General features: G+C 68.4%; 2 protein-coding genes. Both read right to left on the bottom strand.

Going from position 1 to position 26548, the window contains the following annotated elements; translation table 11 throughout:
- Complete coding sequence (locus JQX13_RS36470) at positions 1-15987, bottom strand: non-ribosomal peptide synthase/polyketide synthase (protein ID WP_203404043.1); 15987 nt, start codon at positions 15985-15987, stop codon at positions 1-3.
- Complete coding sequence (locus tag JQX13_RS36465; RefSeq protein ID WP_203404042.1) at positions 15984-26441, bottom strand: non-ribosomal peptide synthetase; 10458 nt, start codon at positions 26439-26441, stop codon at positions 15984-15986. The genes JQX13_RS36470 and JQX13_RS36465 overlap by 4 nt, the downstream gene beginning before the upstream one ends.
- Positions 26442-26548 lie beyond the last annotated feature (107 nt).

Here is a 26548-nt window from a genome sequence, read left to right as displayed (position 1 = left end):
TCAGTTCGAACCCGGACGTCCACGCCGGTGCTGTGCGAGCCGGCGCATGCCCTCACGCCGGTTGCCTCCCGTGGCGGAGGAGTCCCCGACGCTCACCGGGCCAGGGGCCCCCGACAGGTGCGCGGCCAGCGCGCGGACCGTGGAGAACTGGAACAGCTCGACCATGGGCACCTCGCGGCCCATCAGAGCCTCCACCTTCACGTGCACCGCCTGCAGCAGCAGCGAGTTGCCTCCCAGGTCGAAGAAGTTGTCTCCCGCTCCCACGCGCTCCAGCCGGAGCACCTCGGCCCAGATGGCCGCGAGCGACTGCTCGAGGCCGGACTCCGGAGCGACGTAGTCCCTCCCCGTCCGCTGCATGTCCGGTGCGGGCAGGGCCTTGCGGTCCACCTTCCCGTTGGGCGTGAGCGGCAGGGTCTTCAGCGTCACGATGGCCGACGGCACCAGGTGCTCGGGCAGGGACTCCTTGAGGAAGGAGCGCAGCGCCGCTGTCTCCACCTCGCCCTTGCGTGGCACCACGTAGGCCACCAGCCACCTGCCGCTGGGGCCGTCGTCCCTCACCGAGACCACCGCCTCACGCACGCCCGGGTGCTTCGCCAGCGCCACCTCGATTTCACCCAGCTCGATGCGGAAGCCGCGCACCTTCACCTGGTCGTCCCGCCGACCCAGGAACTCGAGGTTCCCATCCGGCAGGTACTTCACCAGGTCACCCGTCCGGTACAGCCGGGCCGCGGGCTCCGTGCTGAACGGGTGGGCGACGAACTTCTCCGCCGTGAGCTCCGGCCGGTTCAGATACCCGAGCGCCAGGCCGTCTCCCCCCACGTACAGCTCCCCGGTCAGGCCCACGGGCATCGGTTGCATCCGCTCGTCCAGCACGTACACCTCCGTGTTGGACACCGGCCTGCCGATGGGCACCGACGTCGCGCCCTCGGGTACCTCCTTCACCTCGTACCAGGTCGTGTTCGTCGTGTTCTCGGTGGGCCCGTACAGGTTCAGCAACTTCACGCCACCGCTCCACCGCAGCACCTCGCCCACCCACTTCGGGTCCGCCGCCTCGCCTCCGAACAGCACGTGCTTCACGGTCCGGAACGCATCCGGGCACTCCGCCGCCACCTGATTGAAGAGCGCCGTCGTCAAGACCACCACGCTCACCTGCTTCTCGCGCAGGAAGCTGGTCAGGGCCTTCGGTGACAGGGCCACCTCCTTCGGTACGCCCACCACGGTCGCGCCGTTCAGCAACGCGCCCCACAGCTCGAGGTTCGACGCGTCGAACGAGGTGTTGGACATCTGGGTGAAGCGGTCCTCCGCCGTCACCTGGAGGGCGAGGGTGTCGCGCACCAGCCGGACGACGCCCCGGTGCGGGATGCACACGCCCTTGGGCCTGCCCGTCGAGCCCGACGTGTACATCACGTACGCCAGGGACTCCGGTCCCACCGGCTCCTCGAGGTTCTCTCCCCGCTCGTGCGCGAAGGTCTCCTCCGACAGCTCCACCACCTTCGCCTTCGTCGGGGGCAGCTTCGACGCCAGCTCCGGCTGCACCAGCACCACCGGCACCGCCGTGTCCTCCAGCATGAAAGCCAGCCGATCCTGGGGGTACGACGGATCCAACGGCACGTAGGCTCCGCCCGCCTTCAGGATGCCGAGCATCGCCACCACCAGTTCCAGCGAGCGCCCCGAGCACAAGCCCACCCGTGTCCCCTCGCCCACGCCCAGCCGCCGCAGGGTCCTGGCCACCTGGTTGGCGCGGCGGTTCAGCTCGGCGTACGTGAGCCGTCGAGCCTCGTACTCCGCGGCCACCGCCTCGGGGCGGAACATCACCTGCTCCTCGAACAGGGTGTGGATGCTGGCCTGCCGCGGGTACTCCGTCCGGGTCTGGTTCCACTCCACCAAGAGCCGCCGTTGCTCCTCATCCGTCAGCAGGGGCAGCGCCGCCACGGGCTGCTCCGGGCGAGCGACGGCGCCCTCCAGCAGCCGCGCGTAGTGCCCCATCATCCGGGCCACCGTCTCCGCGTCGAAGAGGTCGGTGTTGAACTCGACACCGCCCTCCAGGCCCGTGTCGGTCTCCCTCAGCGACAGCGTCAGCTCGTACTTGGCCGTGTGGCCTTCCACGCTCAGCGGCTGGAGCTTCAACCCTGGCAGCGTGAGGTCCTCCAGCGGGGCGTTCTGCAGGACGAACAGCACCTGGAACAGCGGTGTGCGGCGGGTGTCGCGCGCGGGCTTCAGCTCCTCCACCAGCTTCTCGAAGGGCACCTCCTGGTGCGCGTATGCCCCCAGCGCCGTCTCCTTCACCTGGCGCAGCAGCTCCCGGAAGGGCGCTTCTCCCCTCACCCTCGCCCGCATCACCAGCATGTTGACGAAGAAGCCGATCAGCCCCTCCACCTGGCGGCAGTCACGGCCGGCCGTGGGCGAGCCCACGCAGATGTCGTCCTGTCCCGAGTAGCGGTGCAGCAGCGCATGGAAGCCCGCCAGCAACGTCATGAAGAGCGTGACACCCTCCCGCTGGCTCAACTTCCGCAGTCCCTCCGCCAGCTTCAGGGGCAGGTGTACGCGCTGCACGGCGCCCCGGTATGTCTTCACCGCGGGCCTCGGCCTGTCCGTCGGCAGCTCCAGCGCGGGCGGTGCACCCTCCAGCTGCCCGCGCCACCATGCGAGCTGGGAGCTCAACACCGCACCCGGGAGCCACTCCCGCTGCCACTTCGCGTAGTCCGCGTATTGGATGGGCAGCGCCTCCAGCGGGGACTTCTTGCCCGCCAGGAAGGCCTCGTAGAGCGCCCTCAACTCCCGGACGAGCACGCCCATCGACCAGCCGTCCGACACGATGTGGTGCATCACCAGCACCAGCACGTGCTCCGCCTCGCCCAGACGCAACAGCGTCACCCGCAGCAGGGGCCCTCGGGTCAGATCGAAGGGGCGGAGGGCCTCCTCGGCCATCAACATCCGGAGCTCTTCCTCGCGCGTCCTTTCAGGCACCGCGCGCAGGTCCACGGTCGTCAGCGGCAACGCCGTCGGAGGCGCGATGACCTGGACCGCACCGTCCCGCCCCTGCCGGAACGTCGTCCTCAAGGATTCGTGCCGGCGCACCAGCTCGGTGAAGCAGTGCTCCAACACCGTCACGTCGAGCGCGCCGTCCAACCGGAGCGCCATGTAGATGTTGTAGAGCGGGCTGTCCGGGGACAACCGGTCCATGAACCACAGCCGCTGCTGCGCGAAGGACAGGGGGAGCTCCCCTTCCCTCGGGATGGGAACCAGCGGCGGAGCCTGGAACACCGGCCGCTCTCCGAGCAGGGCCTCGAGCCGGACCGCCAGCTCCGCCACGGTCGGCGCCTCGAAGAAGACTCGCACCGGCAGCTCCACCCGCAGCGTCTCCCGCAGGCGCAACACGGCCTGCATCGCCAACAGCGAGTGACCTCCGAGCTCGAAGAAGTTGTCCCGAGCCCCCACTCGCGGCTGCTTCAGCAGGGCCGCCCAGAGGTCCGCCACCACCTGTTCCAACTCCGTCCGGGGTGCGACGTACGTGTCCCGAGCCTCACCGCTCGCCTCCGGTACCGGCAGCGCCGCGCGGTCCACCTTCCCGTTGGGCGTGAGCGGCAGCGACTCCAGCAACACGAAAGCCGAGGGGATCATCTGCTCGGGCAACGACTCCTTGAGGAAGGCCCTCAGCGCGCCCACCGCCACCTCCTGGCGTGGCACCACGTAGGCCACCAGCCGCTTGCCTCCGAGCTCCTCGTCCCGGGCCGTGACCACGACCTCGCCCACGCCCGGGTGCTTCGCCAGCGCCGCCTCGACTTCCCCCAATTCGATGCGGAAACCGCGCACCTTCACCTGCGCATCCCGACGGCCCAGGTATTCGAGGTTCCCGTCCGGCAGGTACTTCGCCACGTCTCCCGTCTTGTAGAGCTTCGCCCCCGGCTCCTGGCTGAACGGGTGGGCGACGAATTTCTCCGCCGTGAGCTCCGGCCGGTTCAGGTACCCGAGTGCCAGGCCCTCCCCCCCCACGTACAACTCTCCGGGCACCCCCACCGGCACCGGTTGCATCCACGCATCCAGCACGTACGCTTCCGAGTTCGAGATGGGTTTGCCAATGGACACCGACGTCGCGTCCCCGGGCACCTCCCGCACCTCGTACGTTGTCGAGAACGTCGTGTTCTCCGTCGGCCCATAGCCGTTCAGCAGGTGCTCCGGAGCCCCCTTCTCCAACACCTCCCTCGCCCACCTCGGGTCCGCCGACTCGCCGCCGAACACCACGTACTTCATCGTCCGGAACGCATCCGGGCTCTCCGCCGCCACCTGGTTGAAGAGCGCCGTCGTCACGAACATGTGGCTCGCCCGCTGCTCGCGCAGGAACGCGGCCAGGGCCCTCGGGGACAGCACCACCTCTCTCGGCACTCCGACGAGCGCCGCGCCATTCAACAGCGCTCCCCACAGCTCCAGCGTCGCCGCGTCGAACGACGTGTTCGACATCAGCGTGAAGCGGTCTTCCTCCGTCACCTGGAGATACCGGGTGTTCCGCACCAGCCTCACGATCGCCCGGTGCGGGATGCACACGCCCTTGGGCCTGCCCGTCGAGCCCGACGTGTACATCACGTACGCCAGGGACTCCGGCCCCACCGGCTCCTCGAGGTTCTCTCCCCGCTCGTGCGCGAAGGTCTCCTCCGACAGCTCCACCACCTTCGCCTTCGTCGGAGGCAGCTTCGACGTCAGCTCCGGCGGCACCAGCACCACGGGCACCGCCGTGTCCTCCAACATGAAGGCCAGCCGCTCCGCCGGGTAGGACACATCCAGCGGCACATACGCACCGCCCGCCTTCAGGATGCCGAGCGTCGCCACCACCATCTCCAGCGAACGCGCCGAGCACAGTCCCACCGGCGTCCCCACCGTGACGCCCAGCCGTCTCAGGTGTCTGGCCACCTGGTTGGCTCGATGGTTCAGCTCCGAGTACGTGAGTCGCCGGGCCTCGTACTCCACCGCCACCGCTCCGGGCCGGAGCGTCACCTGCTCCTCGAACAGGGCGTGGACGCTGGCTTCGCGCGGGTACTCCGTTCGCGTCTGGTTCCACTCCACCAACACCCGCCGCCGCTCTTCCTCGGTCAGCAACGGCAGCTCACCAACGCGGCGTCCGGGATCCGCCACCACGCCTTCCAGCAACGTCCGCAGGTGCCCGAACATCCGGTCGATGGTGGAGGCCTCGAACAGGTCGGTGCTGTACTCGACCACGCCCTCCAGTCCCGCCGCGGTCTCCCTCAGAGACAGCGTCAGGTCGAACCTCGACGTCTGGCCGGCCAGACTCAACGACCGGGACACGATTCCCGGCAGAGCCAGCTCTGGCGACGGAGTGTTCTGCAGGGCGAACGCCACCTGGAACAGCGGCGTGCGGCGGGTGTCGCGCGCGGGCTTCAGCTCCTCCACCAGCTTCTCGAAGGGCACCTCCTGGTGCGCGTATGCCCCCAGCGCCGTCTCCTTCACCTGGTGCAGCAGCTCCCGGAAGGGCGCTTCTCCCTTCACTCTCGCCCGCATCACCAGGACGTTGACGAAGAAGCCGATCAGCCCCTCCACCTCGGCATGATTGCGGCCGGCGATGGGCGAGCCCACGCAGATGTCGTCCTGTCCCGAGTAGCGGTGCAGCAGCGCATGGAAGCCCGCCAGCAGTGTCATGAAGAGCGTGACGCCCTCCCGCTGGCTCAGCTTCCGCAGTCCCTCCGCCAGCGCCATGGGCAGGGTCAGGTAATGGAGCGCTCCCCGGTAGCGCAGCACCGGAGGTCTCGGCCTGTCCGTTGGCAACTCCAGGGTCGGCGGCGCCCCCTCGAGCTGCTGGCGCCACCAGGAGAGCCGGGAGCTCAACACCTCTCCACCGAGCCACTCCCGCTGCCACTTCGCGTAGTCCGCGTATTGGATGGGCAGCGCTTCGAGCGGAGACTCCTTGCCCGCCAGGAAGGCCTCGTAGAGGGCCTTCAGCTCCCGGGCGAGGACCCCCATCGACCAGCCATCCGACACGATGTGGTGCATCGCCAGGACCAGCACGTGCTCCGCCTCGCCCAGGCGCAGCAACGTCACCCGCAGGAGCGGACCCATCTTCAAATCGAATGGCCGCAGGACCTCCTCGTTGAACAGCCGCCGCGCCTCTTCCTCACGATTCCCCTCGGGCAGCTCGCGCAGGTCCACCACCGCCAGGGGCAGCTCCACCGAGGAGGAGATGACCTGGAACACGCCCTGCTCACCTTGCTGGAACGTCGTCCGCAGGGCCTCGTGCCGATGCACCAGCGCACGGAAGCTCCGCTCCAGCGCGCCCACGTCGAGCGCGCCCTCCAGACGCAGCACCAGGGCGAGGTTGTAGAGCGAGCTCCGCGGATCGAAGCGATCCAGGAACCACAGGCGCTGCTGCGCGAAGGACAGTGGCAGAGCACCGTCCCTCGGCACCGGTACCAACGGAGGAGGCCGGGACACCTGTTTCCCACCTGGCATCGACTCGAGCCGGTGCGCGAGCTCCGCCACCGTCGGGGCCTCGAAGAGCACGCGTACTGGCAGCTCCACCCGGAGCTCCTCACGCAGGCGAGACGTCACCTGCATCGCCAGCAACGAGTGCCCACCCAACTCGAAGAAGTTGTCGTGTGCCCCTACTCGCCCCTGGCCCAACAGCGGAGCCCAGAGGTCCGCCACCCGCTGCTCCATCTCCGTCCGGGGGGCCACGAACCCTTCCCGCTCCATTCCCTCCACGTCCGGAGCGGGCAGCGCCCTCCTGTCCACCTTCCCGCTGGGCGTCAGGGGAAAGGACTCCAGGCTCACGAAGAACCGCGGCACCATGTACTCGGGCAGCCGCTCCTTCAGGAAGCTCTTCAGCTCCCCGGCCCCTGGCGCCTGTCCCTCCTTGCCTACGACGTACGCCACCAGCTGCTTTCCTCCGGCACCCACCTCTCTGGCAACGACAGCCACGTCCTTCACCGACGGGTGTTTGGCCAGCGCCGCCTCCACCTCCGCCAGCTCAATCCGGAACCCGCGCACCTTCACCTGCGCGTCCCTACGCCCCAGGAACTCGATGTTCCCGTCCGCCAGGTACCTCGCGTAGTCCCCCGTCCGGTACAGCCTCTCTCCTCTCACTCCAAACACATCCGGGACGAACTTCTCCTGCGTCAGCTCCGGCCGATGCAGGTAGCCCCTCGCCACCGCCACTCCGCCTATGTACAGCTCCCCCGGCACCCCCACCGGCACCGGCTCTCCATTCCCGTCCAGCAGGTGCACGCTCGTGTTCGCTATCGGCTTGCCTATGCTCGGCAGCTCCGGCCACTTCTCCGGCTCCCCCTCCATCCGGTACGCCGTCGCCACGTGCGTCTCCGTCGGCCCGTACTGGTTCTCCAGCACGCACCCCTTCATCCTCCCCAGCCACCCTCTCAGCGCTGGCGTCACCCTCAGCTGCTCGCCCGCCGTGATGACTTCCCTCAGCCTGCTCGGTGCCAGTCCCTCCCTGTCCGCCACCTCCGCCAGGTTCTGCAGCGCCACGAACGGCAGGTACAGCCTCTCCACCCCGCTGCTCTCCATCTTCTCCAGCAGCGCCCTCGCCTCCAGCCTCATCTCCTCGGCAATGAGCACCAGCTCCCCACCCGCTCCCCACGTGGAGAACAACTCCTGGAAGCTCACGTCGAAGCTCAGCGCCGAGAATTGCAGCGTCTTCTTCGCCCCCGAGCGCTCCACCTGCCACCTCATGAGGTTGAGCAGTGGCCGGTGGTGCATCGCCACTCCCTTCGGCACCCCCGTCGAACCCGATGTGTAGATGACGTACGCCAGTGCTTCCGGGCCCGCGAGGGGTTGAGGATTGGCCTCGCTGCAACCGGCCCACGCGCTCTCGTCCGCCTCCAGGTACAGCCGCTTCGCCTCACTGGCCGGTAGTGAGTCCTCGAGCATCTTCTGGGTGAGCAGCACCGGCGCCCGCGACGCATTGAGCATCAGCGCCAGCCGCTCCGCCGGGTACGCCGGGTCCAGCGGCACGTACGCGCCCCCGGCCTTCAGGATTCCCAGCACGCCCACCGCCAACTCCAGCGAGCGCTTCACGCACAAGCCCACCGGCACATCCGGCCCCACTCCCCATGTCCTCAGGTGGTGCGCCAGCCGGTTCGCCTTCCGGTTCAGCTCTCCGTAGGTGAGCCTCTCCTCTCCGAAGCTCACGGCCACCGCTTCCGGCCTCCTGTCCGCCCACGCCTCGAACAACTCGTGCACTCCACGAGCTGGCGCGTACAGCACCCCCGTGTCGTTGAACTCCACCACCACCCTCCTCCGCTCCTCCTCGCTCATCAGCGGCAGCGCCGACAGCTTCTGCTCCGGGTGGGCAACGGCGCCTTCCAGCAGTCGCACGTAGTGCGCCGCCATCCTCCCCACCGTCGCCTCTTCGTACAGGTCGGTGTTGTACTCCCAGACACTCACCAACCCGTTCGGCGTCTCTCGCACGAACAGCGTCAGGTCGAACTTCGCCATCCCGGGCTGAAAGGCGAACTCGTCCACGGACACGCCGGGGAGTGCCATCACCGTCAGCGCGGTCTGGTAGACGAACATGACCTGGAAGAGCGGAGAGCGGCTCAGGTCGCGCATGGGCTGGAGCGCGTCCACCAACTGCTCGAACGGCAGATCCTGGTGGGCATATGCCCCCAGGCACGACTCACGCACCCGGCGCAGCAACTCCCGGAAGCCCACGTCTCCCGACGCATCCACGCGCAGCGCCAGCGTGTTGAGGAAGAAGCCAATGAGCCCCTCCACCTCGCGCCGGTTGCGCCCGGAGATGGGCGAGCCCACCACGATGTCCGTCTGCCCGCTGTAGCGCGCGAGCAGAGCCTGGTACGCCGCCAGGAACGCCATGAAGCGCGTGACGCCCTCCTCGTGGCTCAGCTTCTTCACCGCCTCGGACAGCGCCGCGGGCAGGGGCATCGACAGGTAGGCCCCGCGGAAGGTCTGCACGGCGGGCCTCGGCCGATCCGTCGACAGCTCCAGCACGGGCGGAGCCTCGGCGAGCTGCTGCTTCCACCAGGAGAGTTGCGCCTCCAGCACTTCGCCCTTCAGCCACTCGCGCTGCCATGTCGCGTAGTCCGCGTATTGCACCGGCAATGGCGGCAACGCGGGCTCCTCCCCCGAGGAGAGCGCCCGGTACAGCGTCTCCAGTTCGCGCAACATCAGGTCCAGAGACCAGACGTCGCAGGCGATGTGGTGCATCACGAGCACCAGCACATGCTCGTCCGCTGCCGCGCGCAGCAGCACCACCCTCACCACCGGACCCGTCTCCAGATCGAATGGACGGCGAGCCTCCTGCTCCACCCGGAGCCGGACCGCATCGGAGGGCAATCCCTCCAGGCTCTCCACCGGCAGCGTCAGCACCTGCTCGGGGGCAATCCGCTGCACCGGCCGTCCATCCACCTGCACGAATGTCGTCCGTAGGGACTCGTGTCGACGGACGATCTCCCGCAGGCTCCGCTCCAACGCGGACACATCCAGCCGGCCCTTCAGCCGCACGGCATAGGGAACGTTGTACGTGAACCCACCGGGCTCGAGCTGCTCGATGAACCACAGCCGCTGCTGCGCGAAGGACAGGGGCAACCCGCCCTCGCGCGGGACCGGAACCAGGGGCGAGAGCTGCCGCCCTTGATGGCCCCCCGGCATCGACTCGAGTCGCGCGGCCAGCTCCGCCACCGTCGGGGCCTCGAAGAGCACCCGCAGGGGCAACTCCCGCTGGAGCACCTCACGCAGGCGCGTGGCCACCTGCGCGGCCAGCAGCGAGTGCCCACCCAGTTCGAAGAAGTTGTCGAGTGCCCCCACGCGCTGCTTCAGCAGGGGCGCCCAGATGTCCGCCACCACCAGCTCCAGCTCCGTCCGGGGCGCCACGTATCCCTCGCGCGCCGTCCCCTCCGCCTCGGGGGCCGGCAGGGCCTTGCGGTCCACCTTCCCGTTGGGCGTGAGTGGCAGGGCCTCCAGCACCACGAAGGCCGAGGGCACCATGTGCTCGGGCAGTGTCTGCTTGAGAAGGGCCCTCAGTGCTCCCGCGCCCACCTCCTGGCCTTCGCGCGGTACCACGTAGGCCACCAGCCGCTTGCCCCCGGGTCCGTCTTCCCGGGCCGTGACCACGACCTCGCCCACGCCCGGGTGCTTCGCCAGCGCCGCCTCGACTTCTCCCAGCTCGATGCGGAAGCCGCGCACCTTCACCTGCGCATCCCGCCGCCCGAGGTACTCCAGGCTTCCATCCGGCCGGTACCTCACCAGATCCCCCGTCCGGTACAGCCGGGCCTCCGGCTCCGCGCTGAACGGATGCGCGACGAACTTCTCCGCCGTGAGCTCCGGCCGATCCAGATACCCGAGCGCCAGCCCATCTCCTCCGGCATACAGCTCGCCCACCACACCCAAGGGCACCGGCTGCATCCGCTCGTCCAGCACGTACACGTCCGTGTTGGACACCGGCCTTCCAATCGGCACCACCTGCCCCACCTGCCCGGGCTCCCGCATCCCGTAGCAGCAGGTGAAGGTGGTCACCTCCGTCGGCCCATAGCCGTTCACCAGGTGCTCCGGTGCTCCCTTTTCCAGCACCTCCTTCACCCACCTCGGGTCCGCTGCCTCTCCGCCGAACAGCACGTACTTCGCCGTTCGGAACGCGTCCGGGCACTCAGCCGCCACTTGATTGAAGAGCGCCGTCGTCACGAACACCACGCTCGCTTGCTGCTCGCGCAGGAACGCGGCCAGTGCCTTCGGTGACAGCGCCACCTCCCTCGGTACGCCCAGCAGGGTCGCCCCGTTCAGCAGCGCGCCCCACAGCTCGAACGTCGACGCATCGAACGCCGTGTTGGACATCTGCGTGACGCGGTCCCGCTCCGTGAACCGAACGTAGTTCGTGTTCCGCACCGTCCTCACGATGCCCCGGTGAGGGATGCACACGCCCTTGGGCCTGCCCGTCGAGCCCGACGTGTACATCACGTACGCCAGAGCCTCCGGAGCAACTCGCTGTCCGAGGTCCTCCCCGCTCTCGCTCGCGAAGGACGCCTCCGTCAGCTCCACCACCTTCGCGCTCACCGGCGGCAGCTTCGACACCAGCTCCGGCTGCGCCAGCACCACCGGCACCGCCGTGTCCTCCACCATGAATGACAGGCGCTCCGCCGGGTACGTCGGATCCAGCGGCACGTACGCTCCACCCGCCTTCAGGATGCCGAGCGTCGCCACCACCAGCTCCACCGAGCGGCCAGCACATAGCCCCACTCGCGTCCCCACCGTGACGCCCAGCCGTCGCAGGGCCCTGGCCACCTGGTTGGCGCGCCCGTTCAGCTCCGCGTACGTGAGCCTCTTCCCCTCGTACTCCACCGCCACCGCTGCCGGCCGGTGCTCCACCTGCTCCTCGAACAGGGCGTGGACACTCGCCTCTCTCGGGTACTCCGTTCTCGTCTGGTTCCACTCCACCAGGAGCTGGCGTCTCTCCTCTTCCGTCAGCAACGGCAGCTCGTCGATGCGCCGCTCCGGGGATGCGAGGGCACTCTCCAGCAGCCGCACGTAGTGCGCCGCCATCCTCGCCACCGTCCCCTCATCGAACAGGTCGGTGTTGTACTCCCACTGGCTCTCCCACCCTTCCGCCCCCTCCCTCACGAACAGGGTCAGCTCGAACTTCGCCAGCCCTGCCTCGAAGGTGACCTCTTCCGAGGAGACACCGGTCAGCGACAACGTGGGAGATGGCTCCTGGAGGGCGAACATCACCTGGAACAGCGCCGGGCGGCTCAGGTCTCGCACGGGGTGCAGGGCATTCACCAACTGCTCGAATGGCATGTCCTGGTGCGCGTACGCTCCCAGGCAGGCCTCTCGCACGCGGCGCAGCAACGTCCGGAAGCCCACCTCTCCCGTCGCATCCACGCGCAACGCCAGCGTGTTGACGAAGAAGCCGATGAGCCCTTCCATCTCACGCTGCGTGCGCCCCGCGATGGGTGAGCCCACCACGATGTCCCTCTGTCCGCTGTAGCGCGCCAGCAGCGCCTGGTACGCCGCCAGGAACGTCATGAACGGCGTGACGCCCTCCCGTCGATTCAGCTCCCGGATGACTCCCGAGAGCTCCGCGGGCAGCCTCACCGCCAGCGTGGCCCCTCGGAAGCTCTGCACCGCCGGCCTCGGCCTGTCCGTCGGCAACTCCAGCGCGGTCGGCGCTCCGGCCAGTCTCCCCTTCCACCAGGACAGCTGCGCCTCCAGTACCTCTCCCTTCAGCCACTCCCTCTGCCACAGGGCATAGTCCGCGTACTGCACCGGCAGTGCGGCCAACGCGGGCTCGGCTCCCGAGGAGAACGCCTCGTACAGCTCTGCCAGCTCCCGCACGAGCACTCCCAGGGACCAGCCATCCCCGATGATGTGGTGCATCACCAGCACCAGCACGTGCTCTTCTACGGTGACGCGTAGCAACAGTGCCCGTACCAGCGGCCCCATCTCCAGGTCGAACGCGCGCCGGAACTCCTCCTCCACGCGCCTCTGGAGCTCTCTGGCGCGCTCCCCCTCCGGCAACGCCTCCAGGCTCTCCACGGGCAGCGCGAGCGCCGACTCCGCGGCCACCCTCTGTACCGGCTTCCCATCCACCTGGGCGAATGTCGTCCTCAGGGCCTCGTGCCGACGCATCAGCTCCGTCAGGCTTCGCTCCAGCGCGGCCACCTCGAGCTTGCCCTTCAACCTCGTTACGAACGGCAGGTTGTAGGCGAAGCCTCCCGGCGCGAACTGCTCGATGAACCACAGGCGCTGCTGCGCGAAGGACAGCGGCAGCTCACCGTCACTCGGCATCGGCACCAGTGGTGGAGGCCGAGTTCCTCGCCCCCCGCCCACCGCCGACTCGAGCCGTTGCGCGAGTTCCGCCACCGTCGCGGACTCGAAAAGCAGGCGTACCGGCACATCCAGCTGGAGCACTTCTCGAAGGCGCGAGGCCACCTGCGTAGCCAGCAGCGAGTGCCCACCCAGCTCGAAGAAATTGTCATGAGCCCCCACGCGCCCCAGGCTCAGCAGCGGCGCCCAGACCCCCGCCACCACCTCCTCCATCACCGTCCGCGGCGCTACGTACTGCGTGCCCGTCGCCTCCATCTCCGGAGCCGGCAGCGACTTCCTGTCCACCTTGCCACTGGGCGTCAGGGGGAAGGACTCCAGACGCACGAAGGCAGACGGCACCATGTACTCGGGCAACCGCTCCTTCAGGAAGCTCTTCAGCTCCCCGGCCCCTGGCGCCTGTCCCTCCTTGCCTACGACGTACGCCACCAGCTGCTTTCCTCCGGCGCCCACCTCTCTGGCAACGACAGCCACGTCCTTCACCGACGGGTGTCTGGCCAGCGCCGCCTCCACCTCCGCCAGCTCAATCCGGAACCCGCGCACCTTCACCTGCGCGTCCCTGCGCCCCAGGAACTCGATGTTCCCGTCCGCCAGGTACCTCGCGTAGTCCCCCGTCCGGTACAGCCTCTCTCCCCTCACCCCAAACACATCCGGGACGAACTTCTCCTGCGTCAGCTCCGGCCGATGCAGGTAGCCCCTCGCCACCGCCACTCCGCCTATGTACAGCTCCCCCGGCACCCCCACCGGCACCGGCTCTCCATTCCCGTCCAGCAGGTGCACGCTCGTGTTCGCTATCGGCTTGCCTATGCTCGGCAGCTCCGGCCACTTCTCCGGCTCCCCCTCCATCCGGTACGCCGTCGCCACGTGCGTCTCCGTCGGCCCGTACTGGTTCTCCAGCACGCACCCCTTCATCCTCCCCAGCCACCCTCTCAGCGCTGGCGTCACCCTCAGCTGCTCGCCCGCCGTGATGACTTCCCTCAGCCTGCTCGGTGCCAGTCCCTCCCTGTCCGCCACCTCCGCCAGGTTCTGCAGCGCCACGAACGGCAGGTACAGCCTCTCCACCCCGCTGCTCTCCATCTTCTCCAGCAGCGCCCTCGCCTCCAGCCTCATCTCCTCGGCAATGAGCACCAGCTCCCCGCCCGCTCCCCACGTGGAGAACAACTCCTGGAAGCTCACGTCGAAGCTCAGCGCCGAGAATTGCAGCGTCCTCTTCGCCCCCGAGCGCTCCACCTGCCACCTCATGAGGTTGAGTAGTGGCCGGTGGTGCATCGCCACTCCCTTCGGCACCCCCGTCGAACCCGATGTGTAGATGACGTACGCCAGTGCTTCCGGGCCCGACACGCTCTCCGGATTGGCCTCGCTGCAACCGGCCCACGTGCTCTCGTCCGCCTCCAGGTACAGCCGCTTCGCCTCACTGGCCGGTAGTGAGTCCTCGAGCATCTTCTGGGTGAGCAGCACCGGCGCCCGCGACGCATTGAGCATCAGCGCCAGCCGCTCCGCCGGGTACGCCGGGTCCAGCGGCACGTACGCGCCCCCGGCTTTCAGGATTCCCAGCACGCCCACCGCCAGCTCCAGCGAGCGCTTCACGCACAGGCCCACCGGCACGTCCGGCCCCACTCCCCATGTCCTCAGGTGGTGCGCCAGCCGGTTCGCCTTCCGATTCAGCTCTCCGTAGGTGAGCCTCTCCTCTCCGAAGCTCACGGCCACCGCTTCCGGCCTCCTGTCCGCCCACGCCTCGAACAGCTCGTGCACTCCACGAGCTGGCGCGTACAGCACCCCCGTGTCGTTGAACTCCACCACCACCCTTCTCCGCTCCTCCTCGCTCATCAGCGGCAGCGCCGACAGCTTCTGCTCCGGGTGGGCAACGGCGCCTTCCAGCAGTCGCACGTAGTGCGCCGCCATCCTCTCCACCGTCGCCTCTTCGTACAGGTCGGTGTTGTACTCCCAGATGCACAGCCACCCCTCCGGGGTCTCTCTCACCGACAGCATGAGATCGAATCTCGATACCCCGGACTCGACGACGAGCTCGCTCGCGGATACCCCGGGCAGTTCCAGCGCAGCGCATGGCACCGAGCCCTGGTGAACGAAGAAGACCTGGAAGAGTGGAGAGCGGCTCAGGTCTCGAGCGGGCTGGAGCGCATCCACCAGCTGCTCGAACGGCAGCTCCTGGTGGGCATACGCCCCCAGGCACGACTCACGCACCTGGCCCAGCAGCTCCCGGAAACTCATATCTCCGGAACCATCCACGCGCAGTGCCAGCGTGTTGGTGAAGAAGCCGATGAGCCCCTCCACTTCGCGCCGGTTGCGCCCCGAGATGGGCGAGCCCACCACGATGTCCGCCTGCCCGCTGTAACGCGCCAGCAGTGCATGGAAGCCCGCTAGCAGGGTCATGAACTGCGTGACCGCCGCCTTGCTGCTCAGTTCCTTCACGGCCCCGGAGAGCGCCGGAGAGAGCATCACCCTCCGAGCCGCACCACGCGCCGACTGCACGGGAGGCCTGGGTCGATCCGTCGGCAGCTCCAGCACGGGTGGCGCTCCGGCGAGCTGCTGCTTCCACCATCCCAGATGCGCCTCGAGCACCTCGCCCTTCAGCCACTCCCGTTGCCACATCGCGTAGTCCGCGTACTGCACCGGGAGCGCGGGCAACGCGGGCTCCTCACCCCTGACGTACGCCTGGTACAGCGCGGAGAGATCCCGCTCCAGCTGCGTCAGGGACCACATGTCGCTGACGATGTGGTGCTTGGAGAGCAGTAGCACGTGGTCGTCCGCCGTCACGCGCAACAGCCGGGCCCGGATCACCGGACCCTTCTCCAGATCGAACGCGCGCCGCGCTTCCTCCTCCGCGAGTCGCCGGAGCACCTCCTCCCGCTCGCCCTCCGCGACGCCCCCCAGGCTCTCCACGGGCAGCACGAACCCGTGTTCCGGAGCAATCCGCTGCACGGGCTGCCCGTTCACCAACGTGAACGTCGTCCTGAGCGACTCGTGCCGCCGGAGGAGCCCCGTGAAACTCTTCTGCAGGGCCGCGACATCGAGCGACCCCTTCAGCCGCACGAAGAACGGGACGTTGTACGTGTGGCCCCCGGGAGCGAGCTGGTCGATGAACCACAGCCGCTGCTGCGCGAAGGACAGCGGCAGCGGCGCGTCGCGAGACACCGGCACCATGGGAGGCGGCCTCCGCACCGGCTTCCTCATGGGTTTCGCTCCTTCCGAGCGGAATGGGCTCGCTCCAGACACGACTTGAGCCGCGCCGCCAGCTCCTCCACTCGCGGGCCGCGCAGGATGGAGTAGTGGTCACCCTCCAGCGTGTTCACCTCCACGGCGCTCGCGGCGAACCGCTTCCCGCCCTGCTGCTGGAGCGCGGACGCACTGGCCTCGAAGAGCGTGAGTGTCCCCGGGTAGACCGGTGGCGAGTACCTCCACGCCGCCCGCAGGTTTTTCTCGAACACCCGATGCAGCGCCTGCAGCGGCTGGACTCCGGCGCCTGGTGCGGTGGCCGCGGCCCTGCTGACTTCCTCCAGGGCTCCGCTCAGCGCCTCTGGCTCCATCCGGGCCAGAGTCTCTTCCGAGACAGGAGGCTCCTGGCCCGCGGCTCTCAGCAGATCCCCGTGGAACAGCGCCGCCAGTCGCGAGGCCTCTTGCTGCTCCGGAGACAACCGAGCCACCGCCGAGGACAGGTCATAGCTGTCGATGAGCGCGAGCAGCTCCACGTCCTCCCCCTGCCCTCGCAGCTGGCTGGCCATCTCCAGCGCGATGCTCCCGCCCATCGACCAGCCGCCCAACAGGTACGGCCCCGTCGGCTGCACCTTCCGGATGGCCTCGATGTAGAGCCCCGCCATCTCCTCCACCGACTCGCACGGTGGCAGGTCTCCATCGAGTCCCCTCGACTGCAAGCCATAGAAGGGCTGATCCGGGCCGAGCAACCGCGACAGCTCCACGTACCCCAGCACCGTTCCCCCGACCGCGTGCACGCAGAAGAAGGGCCGCTTGTCTCCGCCTCCCCGGAGCTCCACCAGTGGAGTCCACGGCCCCGCCTCCTGACGCAGCAGGCTGGCCAGGTGCTCCACGGTCGCGTTCTGGAACAGCGCCGCCACGGGCAGGTTTCGTCCCGTGCTCGTCCGAATGCGTGACAGTAGGCGGATCGCCAGCAGCGAGTTGCCGCCCAGCTCGAAGAAGTTGTCCTGCACGCCGACGGGCTGGATTCCGAGCAGCTCCTCCCAGATGCGCACGATCTGAAGTTCCAGCGCCGTGCGTGGGCCAACGAAGGAGCGCGACGATTCCTGGCGGGTGGAGTCCGGAGCGGGCAGGGCCTTCCTGTCCACCTTGCCACTGGGCGTCAGCGGAAACGCCTCCAGACGCACGAAGGCAGACGGCACCATGTACTCGGGCAACCGCTCCTTCAGGAAGCTCTTCAGCTCCCCGGCCCCTGGCGCCTGTCCCTCCTTGCCTACGACGTACGCCACCAGCTGCTTTCCTCCGGCACCCACCTCTCTGGCAACGACAGCCACGTCCTTCACCGACGGGTGTCTGGCCAGCGCCGCCTCCACCTCCGCCAGCTCAATCCGGAACCCGCGCACCTTCACCTGCGCGTCCCTGCGCCCCAGGAACTCGATGTTCCCGTCCGCCAGGTACCTCGCGTAGTCCCCCGTCCGGTACAGCCTCTCTCCTCTCTCCCCAAACACATCCGGGACGAACTTCTCCTGCGTCAGCTCCGGCCGATGCAGGTAGCCCCTCGCCACCGCCACTCCGCCTATGTACAGCTCCCCCGGCACCCCCACCGGCACCGGCTCTCCATTCCCGTCCAGCAGGTGCACGCTCGTGTTCGCTATCGGCTTGCCTATGCTCGGCAGCTCCGGCCACTTCTCCGGCTCCCCCTCCATCCGGTACGCCGTCGCCACGTGCGTCTCCGTCGGCCCGTACTGGTTCTCCAGCACGCACCCCTTCATCCTCCCCAGCCACCCTCTCAGCGCTGGCGTCACTCGCAGCTGCTCGCCCGCGGTGATGACTTCCCTCAGCCTGCTCGGTGCCAGTCCCTCCCTGTCCGCCACCTCCGCCAGGTTCTGCAGCGCCACGAACGGCAGGTACAGCCTCTCCACCCCGCTGCTCTCCATCTTCTCCAGCAGCGCCCTCGCCTCCAGCCTCATCTCCTCGGCAATGAGCACCAACTCCCCACCCGCTCCCCACGTGGAGAACAACTCCTGGAAGCTCACGTCGAAGCTCAGCGCCGAGAATTGCAGCGTCTTCTTCGCCCCCGAGCGCTCCACCTGCCACCTCATGAGGTTGAGCAGTGGCCGGTGGTGCATCGCCACTCCCTTCGGCACCCCCGTCGAACCCGATGTGTAGATGACGTACGCCAGTGCTTCCGGGCCCGCGAGGGGTTGAGGATTGGCCTCGCTGCAACCGGCCCACGCGCTCTCGTCCGCGTCCAGGTACAGCCGCTTCGCCTCACTCTGGGGAAGCGCTTCGCTCAATGTCCGCTGGGTGAGCAGCACCGGCGCCCGCGACGCATTGAGCATCAGCGCCAGCCGCTCCGCCGGGTACGCCGGGTCCAGCGGCACGTACGCGCCCCCGGCTTTCAGGATTCCCAGCACGCCCACCGCCAACTCCAGCGAGCGCTTCACGCACAGGCCCACCGGCACATCCGGCCCCACTCCCCATGTCCTCAGGTGGTGCGCCAGCCGGTTCGCCTTCCGATTCAGCTCTCCGTAGGTGAGCCTCTCCTCTCCGAAGCTCACGGCCACCGCTTCCGGCCTCCTGTCCGCCCACGCCTCGAACAGCTCGTGCACTCCACGAGCTGGCGCGTACAGCGCCCCCGTGTCGTTGAACTCCACCACCACCCTTCTCCGCTCCTCCTCGCTCATCAGCGGCAGCGCCGACAGCTTCTGCTCCGGGTGGGCAACGGCACCTTCCAGCAGCCGCACGTAGTGCGCCGCCATCCTCTCCACCGTCGCCTCTTCGTACAGGTCGGTGTTGTACTCCCAGACACTCACCAACCCGTTCGGCGTCTCTCGCACGAACAGCGTCAGGTCGAACTTCGCCATCCCGGGCTCGAAGGGGAATTCACTCGCGGAGACCCCCGGCAGGGACAACGCGGGTGGCATGAGCTGATGAGCGAACATGACCTGGAAGAGCGGAGAGCGGCTCAGGTCTCGCACCGGTTGGAGCGCGTCCACCAACTGCTCGAAGGGCATGTCCTGGTGGGCGAAGGCAGCCACACAGGTCTTCCGGACCCGACCCAGGAGCTCCCGGAAGCTCACGTCCCCGGACGTGTCCATCCGCAGCGCCAGCGTGTTGAGGAAGCAGCCGACGAGCCCCTCCACCTCGCGCCGGTTGCGCCCGATGATGGGCGAGCCCACCACGAAGTCCGTCTGCCCGCTGTAGCGCGCCAGCAACGCCTGGTAGGCCGCCAGGAACGTCATGAACGGAGTGACGCCCTCCTGACGGCTCAGCGTCTGGACCGAGGTGGACAGACTGGAGGGCAGTGGCAACTCCAGGTGCGCCCCGTGGAAGGTCTGCGCGGGAGGCCTGGGCCGATCCGTCGGCAACTCCAGAACCGGAGGCGCTCCGGCGAGCTGCTGCTTCCACCAGGAGAGCTGCTGCTCCAGCGCGTCCCCCTTCAACCACTCGCGCTGCCACGTCGCGAAGTCCGCGTACTGGACCGGCAGCGAAGGCAGCGAAGGCGCCGCTCCCGAGGAGAAGGCCTGGTACAGCGTCTCCAGCTCGCGCAACAGGACGCCGAGCGCCCAGATGTCGCAGACGATGTGATTCATCACGAGCATCAGCACGTGCTCGTCCGCCGCCACACGCAGCAGCCGCACCCGGATGAGCGGCCCCTTCTCCAGGTCGAACGGGCAGCGGGCCTCCTCCTCCACGCGCTGCTTGATGGCGCTGGCGGGCAACCCCTCCAGCTCCTCCACGGGAACCGAGAGCACCAGCTCGGGAGCAATCCGCTGCACGGGCTGCCCGTTCACCTCCGAGAACGTCGTCCGCAGCACCTCGTGTCGCCGGACGATCTCCGCGAAGCACCGCTCCAGCACGGTCACATCGAGCGAGCCCTTCAACCACGTGGCGACGGGAACGTTGTACGAGTACCCACCGGGCTCGAACTGCTCGAGGAACCACAGCCGCTGCTGTGCGAAGGACAGCGGGAGATCCCCGCCCCGGGGCACTGGCACCAGGGGAGGAGCCACGATCCCCGCCGTTCTCCCCCGCATCGACTCGAGGCGCGCGGCCAGCTCCGCCACCGTCGGGGCCTCGAAGAGCACGCGCACCGACAGCTCCATCCCGAGCGCCTCACGCAAACGCGTGGCCGCCTGCGCGGCCAGCAACGAGTGCCCACCCAGTTCGAAGAAGTTGTCGAGTGCCCCCACGCGCTGCTTCAGCAGAGGCGCCCAGATATCCGCCACCCGCTGCTCCAGCTCCGTCCTCGGCGCCACGTATCCCTCGCGCGCCGTCCCCTCCGCCTCGGGGGCCGGCAGGGCCTTGCGGTCCACCTTTCCATTGGGCGTGAGTGGCAGGGCCTCCAGCACCACGAAGGCCGAGGGCACCATGTGCTCGGGCAGCACCTTCTTGAGGGCGGCCCGCAGTGCTCCCGCATCCACCTCCTGACCCGAGCGTGGCACCACGTAGGCCACCAGCCGCTTGCCGCCGAGTCCCTCGTCCCGGGCGGTGACCACCACCTCGCCCACACCGGGATGCTTCGCCAGCGCCGCCTCGATTTCCCCCAGCTCGATACGGAAGCCGCGCACCTTCACCTGAGCATCCCGCCGCCCCAGGAACTCGAGGTTCCCATCCGGCAGGTACTTCACCAGATCCCCCGTCCGGTACAGCCGGGCCTCCGGCTCCGCGCTGAACGGATGAGCGACGAACTTCTCCGCCGTGAGCTCCGGCCGGTTCAGGTACCCGAGCGCCAGGCCCTCTCCACCCACGTACAGCTCGCCCACCACGCCGAACGGCACCGGCCGCATCCGCTCGTCCAGCACGTAGGCTTCCGAGTTCGAAATGGGCTTGCCGATGGACACCGACGCGGCCCTCTCCGGCACGTCCTTCACCTCGAGCCAGGTCGAGAACGTCGTGTTCTCCGTCGGGCCGTACACGTGCAGCAGTCGCTCGGGAGCCCCCTTCCGCAGCACCTCCCGTACCCACCTCGGATCCGCCGTCTCGCCACCGAACAGCACGTACTTCGCCGTTCGGAACGCGTCCGGGCACTCAGCCGCCACCTGATTGAAGAGCGCCGTCGTCACGAACACCACGCTCGCTTGCTGCTCGCGCAGGAACGCGGCCAGTGCCTTCGGTGACAGCGCCACCTCCCTCGGTACGCCCAGCAGGGTCGCCCCGTTCAGCAGCGCGCCCCACAGCTCGAACGTCGACGCATCGAACGCCGTGTTGGACATCTGCGTGACGCGGTCCTCCTCGGTCACCTGGAGGTACCGGGTGTCGCGCACCAGGCGGACGATGCCCCGGTGCGGAATGCACACGCCCTTGGGCCTGCCCGTCGAGCCCGACGTGTACATTACGTACGCCAGAGCCTCCGGAGCAACTCGCTGTCCGAGGTCCTCCCCGCTCTCGCTCGCGAAGGACGCCTCCGTCAGCTCCACCACCTTCGCGCTCACCGGCGGCAGCTTCGACACCAGCTCCGGCTGCGCCAGCACCACCGGCACCGCCGTGTCCTCCACCATGAATGACAGGCGCTCCGCCGGGTACGTCGGATCCAGCGGCACGTACGCTCCACCCGCCTTCAGGATGCCGAGCGTCGCCACCACCAGTTCCACCGAGCGGCCAGCACATAGCCCCACTCGCGTCCCCACCGTGACGCCCAGCCGTCGCAGGGCCCTGGCCACCTGGTTGGCACGCCCGTTCAGCTCCGCGTACGTGAGCCTCTTCCCCTCGTACTCCACCGCCACCGCTGCCGGCCGGCGCTCCACCTGCTCCTCGAACAGGGCGTGGACACTCGCCTCTCTCGGGTACTCCGTTCTCGTCTGGTTCCACTCCACCAGCACCCGCCGCCGCTCCTCCTCGCTCAGCAGCGGCAGCTCCGACACCGGTTGCTCTGGCCTCGCGATGGCCTCGCCCAGCAGCCGCACGTAGTGCGCCGCCATCCTCGCCACCGTCCCCTCATCGAACAGGTCGGTGTTGTATTCCCACTGGCTCTCCCACCCTTCCGCGCCCTCCCTCATGAACAGGGTCAGCTCGAACTTCGCCAGCCCTGCCTCGAAGGTGACCTCTTCCGAGGAGACACCGGTCAGCGACAACGTGGGAGATGGCTCCTGGAGGGCGAACATCACCTGGAACAGCGCCGGGCGGCTCAGGTCTCGCACGGGGTGCAGGGCATTCACCAACTGCTCGAATGGCATGTCCTGGTGCGCGTACGCTCCCAGGCAGGCCTCTCGCACGCGGCGCAGCAACGTCCGGAAGCCCACCTCTCCCGTCGCATCCACGCGCAACGCCAGCGTGTTGACGAAGAAGCCGATGAGCCCTTCCATCTCACGCTGCGTGCGCCCCGCGATGGGTGAGCCCACCACGATGTCCCTCTGTCCGCTGTAGCGCGCCAGCAGCGCCTGGTACGCCGCCAGGAACGTCATGAACGGCGTGACGCCCTCCCGTCGATTCAGCTCCCGGATGACTCCCGAGAGCTCCGCGGGCAGCCTCACCGCCAGCGTGGCCCCTCGGAAGCTCTGCACCGCCGGCCTCGGCCTGTCCGTCGGCAACTCCAGCGCGGTCGGCGCTCCGGCCAGTCTCCCCTTCCACCAGGACAGCTGCGCCTCCAGTACCTCTCCCTTCAGCCACTCCCTCTGCCACAGGGCATAGTCCGCGTACTGCACCGGCAGTGCGGCCAACGCGGGCTCGGCTCCCGAGGAGAACGCCTCGTACAGCTCTGCCAGCTCCCGCACGAGCACTCCCAGGGACCAGCCATCCCCGATGATGTGGTGCATCACCAGCACCAGCACGTGCTCTTCTACGGTGACGCGTAGCAACAGTGCCCGTACCAGCGGCCCCATCTCCAGGTCGAACGCGCGCCGGAACTCCTCCTCCACGCGCCTCTGGAGCTCTCTGGCGCGCTCCCCCTCCGGCAACGCCTCCAGGCTCTCCACGGGCAGCACGAGCGCCGACTCCGCGGCCACCCTCTGTACCGGCTTCCCATCCACCTGGGCGAATGTCGTCCGCAGTGCCTCGTGTCGACGCATCAGCTCCGTCAGGCTTCGCTCCAGCGCGGCCACCTCGAGCTTGCCCTTCAACCTCGTTACGAACGGCAGGTTGTAGGCGAAGCCTCCCGGCGCGAACTGCTCGATGAACCACAGGCGCTGCTGCGCGAAGGACAACGGCAGCGCATCCGCCCTCGGCATCGGCACCAAGGGTGGAAGCTGGGGCCCCTGCGTGCCGCCCGATATCGACTCGAGCCGCGCCGCGAGCTCCGCCACCGAGGGTGCTTCGAAGAGCACGCGCACCGGCAGCTGAACCTCGAGTGCCTCACGAAGGCGCGAGGCAGCCTGCGTGGCCAGCAGCGAGTGCCCACCCAGCTCGAAGAAATTGTCATGAGCCCCCACGCGTCCCAGGCCCAGCAGCGACGCCCAGACCCCCGCCACCACCTCCTCCATCACCGTCCGCGGCGCCACGTACTGCGTGCCCGTTGTCTCCATCTCCGGAGCCGGCAGCGCCTTCCTGTCCACCTTGCCACTGGGCGTCAGCGGAAACGCCTCCAGACGCACGAAGGCAGACGGCACCATGTACTCGGGCAGCCGCTCCTTCAGGTGGGCCTTCAGTGACGCCACCTCTACTTCCTGCCCTGGCTGCCGCACCACATAGGCAACCAGCTGCTTTCCTCCGGCACCCACCTCTCTGGCAACGACAGCCACGTCCTTCACCGACGGGTGTCTGGCCAGCGCCGCCTCCACCTCCGCCAGCTCAATCCGGAACCCGCGCACCTTCACCTGCGCGTCCCTGCGCCCCAGGAACTCGATGTTCCCGTCCGCCAGGTACCTCGCGTAGTCCCCCGTCCGGTACAGCCTCTCTCCCCTCTCCCCAAACACATCCGGGACGAACTTCTCCTGCGTCAGCTCCGGCCGATGCAGGTAGCCCCTCGCCACCGCCACTCCGCCTATGTACAGCTCCCCCGGCACCCCCACCGGCACCGGCTCTCCATTCCCGTCCAGCAGGTGCACGCTCGTGTTCGCTATCGGCTTGCCTATGCTCGGCAGCTCCGGCCACTTCTCCGGCTCCCCCTCCATCCGGTACGCCGTCGCCACGTGCGTCTCCGTCGGCCCGTACTGGTTCTCCAGCACGCACCCCTTCATCCTCCCCAACCACCCACGCAGTGCCGGCGTCACCCTCAGTTGCTCGCCCGCCGTGATGACTTCCCTCAGCCTGCTCGGTGCCAGTCCCTCCCTGTCCGCCACCTCCGCCAGGTTCTGCAGCGCCACGAACGGCAGGTACAGCCTCTCCACCCCGCTGCTCTCCATCTTCTCCAGCAGCGCCCTCGCCTCCAGCCTCATCTCCTCGGCAATGAGCACCAGCTCCCCGCCCGCTCCCCACGTGGAGAACAACTCCTGGAAGCTCACGTCGAAGCTCAGCGCCGAGAATTGCAGCGTCTTCTTCGCCCCCGAGCGCTCCACCTGCCACCTCATGAGGTTGAGCAGTGGCCGGTGGTGCATCGCCACTCCCTTCGGCACCCCCGTCGAACCCGATGTGTAGATGACGTACGCCAGCGCTTCCGGGCCCGACACGCTCTCCGGATTGGCCTCGCTGCAACCGGCCCACGCGCTCTCGTCCGCCTCCAGGTACAGCCGCTTCGCCTCACTGGCCGGTAGTGAGTCCTCGAGCATCTTCTGGGTGAGCAGCACCGGCGCCCGCGACGCATTGAGCATCAGCGCCAGCCGCTCCGCCGGGTACGCCGGGTCCAGCGGCACGTACGCGCCCCCGGCCTTCAGGATTCCCAGCACGCCCACCGCCAACTCCAGCGAGCGCTTCACGCACAGGCCCACCGGCACATCCGGCCCCACTCCCCATGTCCTCAGGTGGTGCGCCAGCCGGTTCGCCTTCCGATTCAGCTCTCCGTAGGTGAGCCTCTCCTCTCCGAAGCTCACGGCCACCGCTTCCGGCCTCCTGTCCGCCCACGCCTCGAACAGCTCGTGCACTCCACGAGCTGGCGCGTACAGCGCCCCCGTGTCGTTGAACTCCACCACCACCCTTCGCCGCTCCTCCTCGCTCATCAGCGGCAGCGCCGACAGCTTCTGCTCCGGGTGGGCAACGGCACCTTCCAGCAGCCGCACGTAGTGCGCCGCCATCCTCTCCACCGTCGCCTCGTCGTACAGGTCGGTGCTGTACTCCCAGATGCACAGCCACCCCTCCGGGGTCTCTCTCACCGACAGGGTGATGTCGAACCGCGATACTCCCGGATCGACGACGAGCTCACTCGCGGATACCCCGGGCAGTTCCAGGGCGGCATACGGCATTACGCCCTGGAGGACGAACATGACCTGGAAGAGCGGAGAGCGGCTCAGGTCGCGCACGGGCTGCAGCGCGTCCACCAGCTGCTCGAACGGCAGATCAGGATGGGCATAGGCGCCCAGACAGGCCTTGCGTACCCGTCCCAGCAACTCTTGGAAGCTCACATCCCCGGAGCCATCCACGCGCAGCGCCAGTGTGTTGGCGAAGAAGCCAATGAGCCCCTCCACCTCGCGCCGATTGCGCCCCGCGATCGGCGATCCCACCACGAAGTCCGTCTGCCCGCTGTAGCGTGCCAGCAACGCATGAAAGCCCGCCAGCAGCGTCATGAACTGCGTGGCCCCCTCCTTTCGGCTCAACTCCTTCACGGCCCCGGAGAGCGCCGGGGAGAGCATCACCCTCCGGATGGCTCCGCGAGCGGACTGCACGGGAGGCCGGGGCCGGTCCGTCGGCAGCTCCAGCACGGGCGGCGCTCCGGCGAGCTGCTGCTTCCACCAGGAGAGCTGAGCCTCGAGCACCTCGCCCTTCAGCCACTCCCGTTGCCACGTCGCGTAGTCCGCGTACTGCACCGGCAGGGCCCGCGGTAGGGGCTCGCCCGCGCTGGAGAAGGCCCGGTACAGAACGGTCAACTCACGTTCCAGCAGACCCAGGGACCAGGCGTCGCTGATGACGTGGTGCAGGGTGAGCAGCAATGCATGGTCCGCATCCGCCACGCGCAGCAGCCGCGCCCGGATGAGCGGTCCCTTCTCCAGGTCGAACGGGCGCCGCGCCTCCTCCTCCGCGAGCCGCCGGAGCACCGCCTCCCGCTCGCCCTCCGTGGCTTGGTCCAGGCGCTCCAGCGGCAACCTGAAATCCAACTCCGACACAATCCGTTGCACCGGCCGCCCATTCACCACCGTGAACGTCGTCCTGAGCGACTCGTGCCGCCGGATGAGCTCCGCCAGGCTCCGCTCCAGCACGGACACGTCGAGTGGACCCTTCAGCCGGGCGAAGAACGGGACGTTGTACGTGTGGCTCCCGGGAGCGAGCTGATCGATGAACCACAGCCGCTGCTGCGCGAAGGACAGCGGCGGGGCCTCGTTCCGAGATACGGGGACCAGGGGAGGAGGCCTGCGCCCTACCTTGGCGGCCGGCTTCGGCTCGGTTCTCTCGGAGGGGGGCAGCGGAGCAGCGCCTTCGGCCGGAAGTTGCACGTCGCGCACGTTCATATCGACTCGCGTGTCCTGAACCGGGTGGAAGCCCTCCGCGGTGCGAAGAGCCCTCGGTGTGGGAGTGGGGGGAATCCGCGCCCGGGGGGAAAGGCGCGCACGGCGAG

The organism is Archangium violaceum, assembly GCF_016859125.1.
GTDB lineage: Bacteria > Myxococcota > Myxococcia > Myxococcales > Myxococcaceae > Archangium > Archangium violaceum_A.
Note: the sequence above shows the minus strand (reverse complement) of the source record. Positions and strands in the feature narration are given on the sequence as shown.

Coding starts and splice junctions, on each gene's coding strand:
- JQX13_RS36470 (WP_203404043.1), bottom strand. CDS start 15,987: ATGAGGAAGCCGGTGCGGAGGCCGCCTCCCATGGTGCCGGTGTCTCGC.
- JQX13_RS36465 (WP_203404042.1), bottom strand. CDS start 26,441: ATGAACGTGCGCGACGTGCAACTTCCGGCCGAAGGCGCTGCTCCGCTG.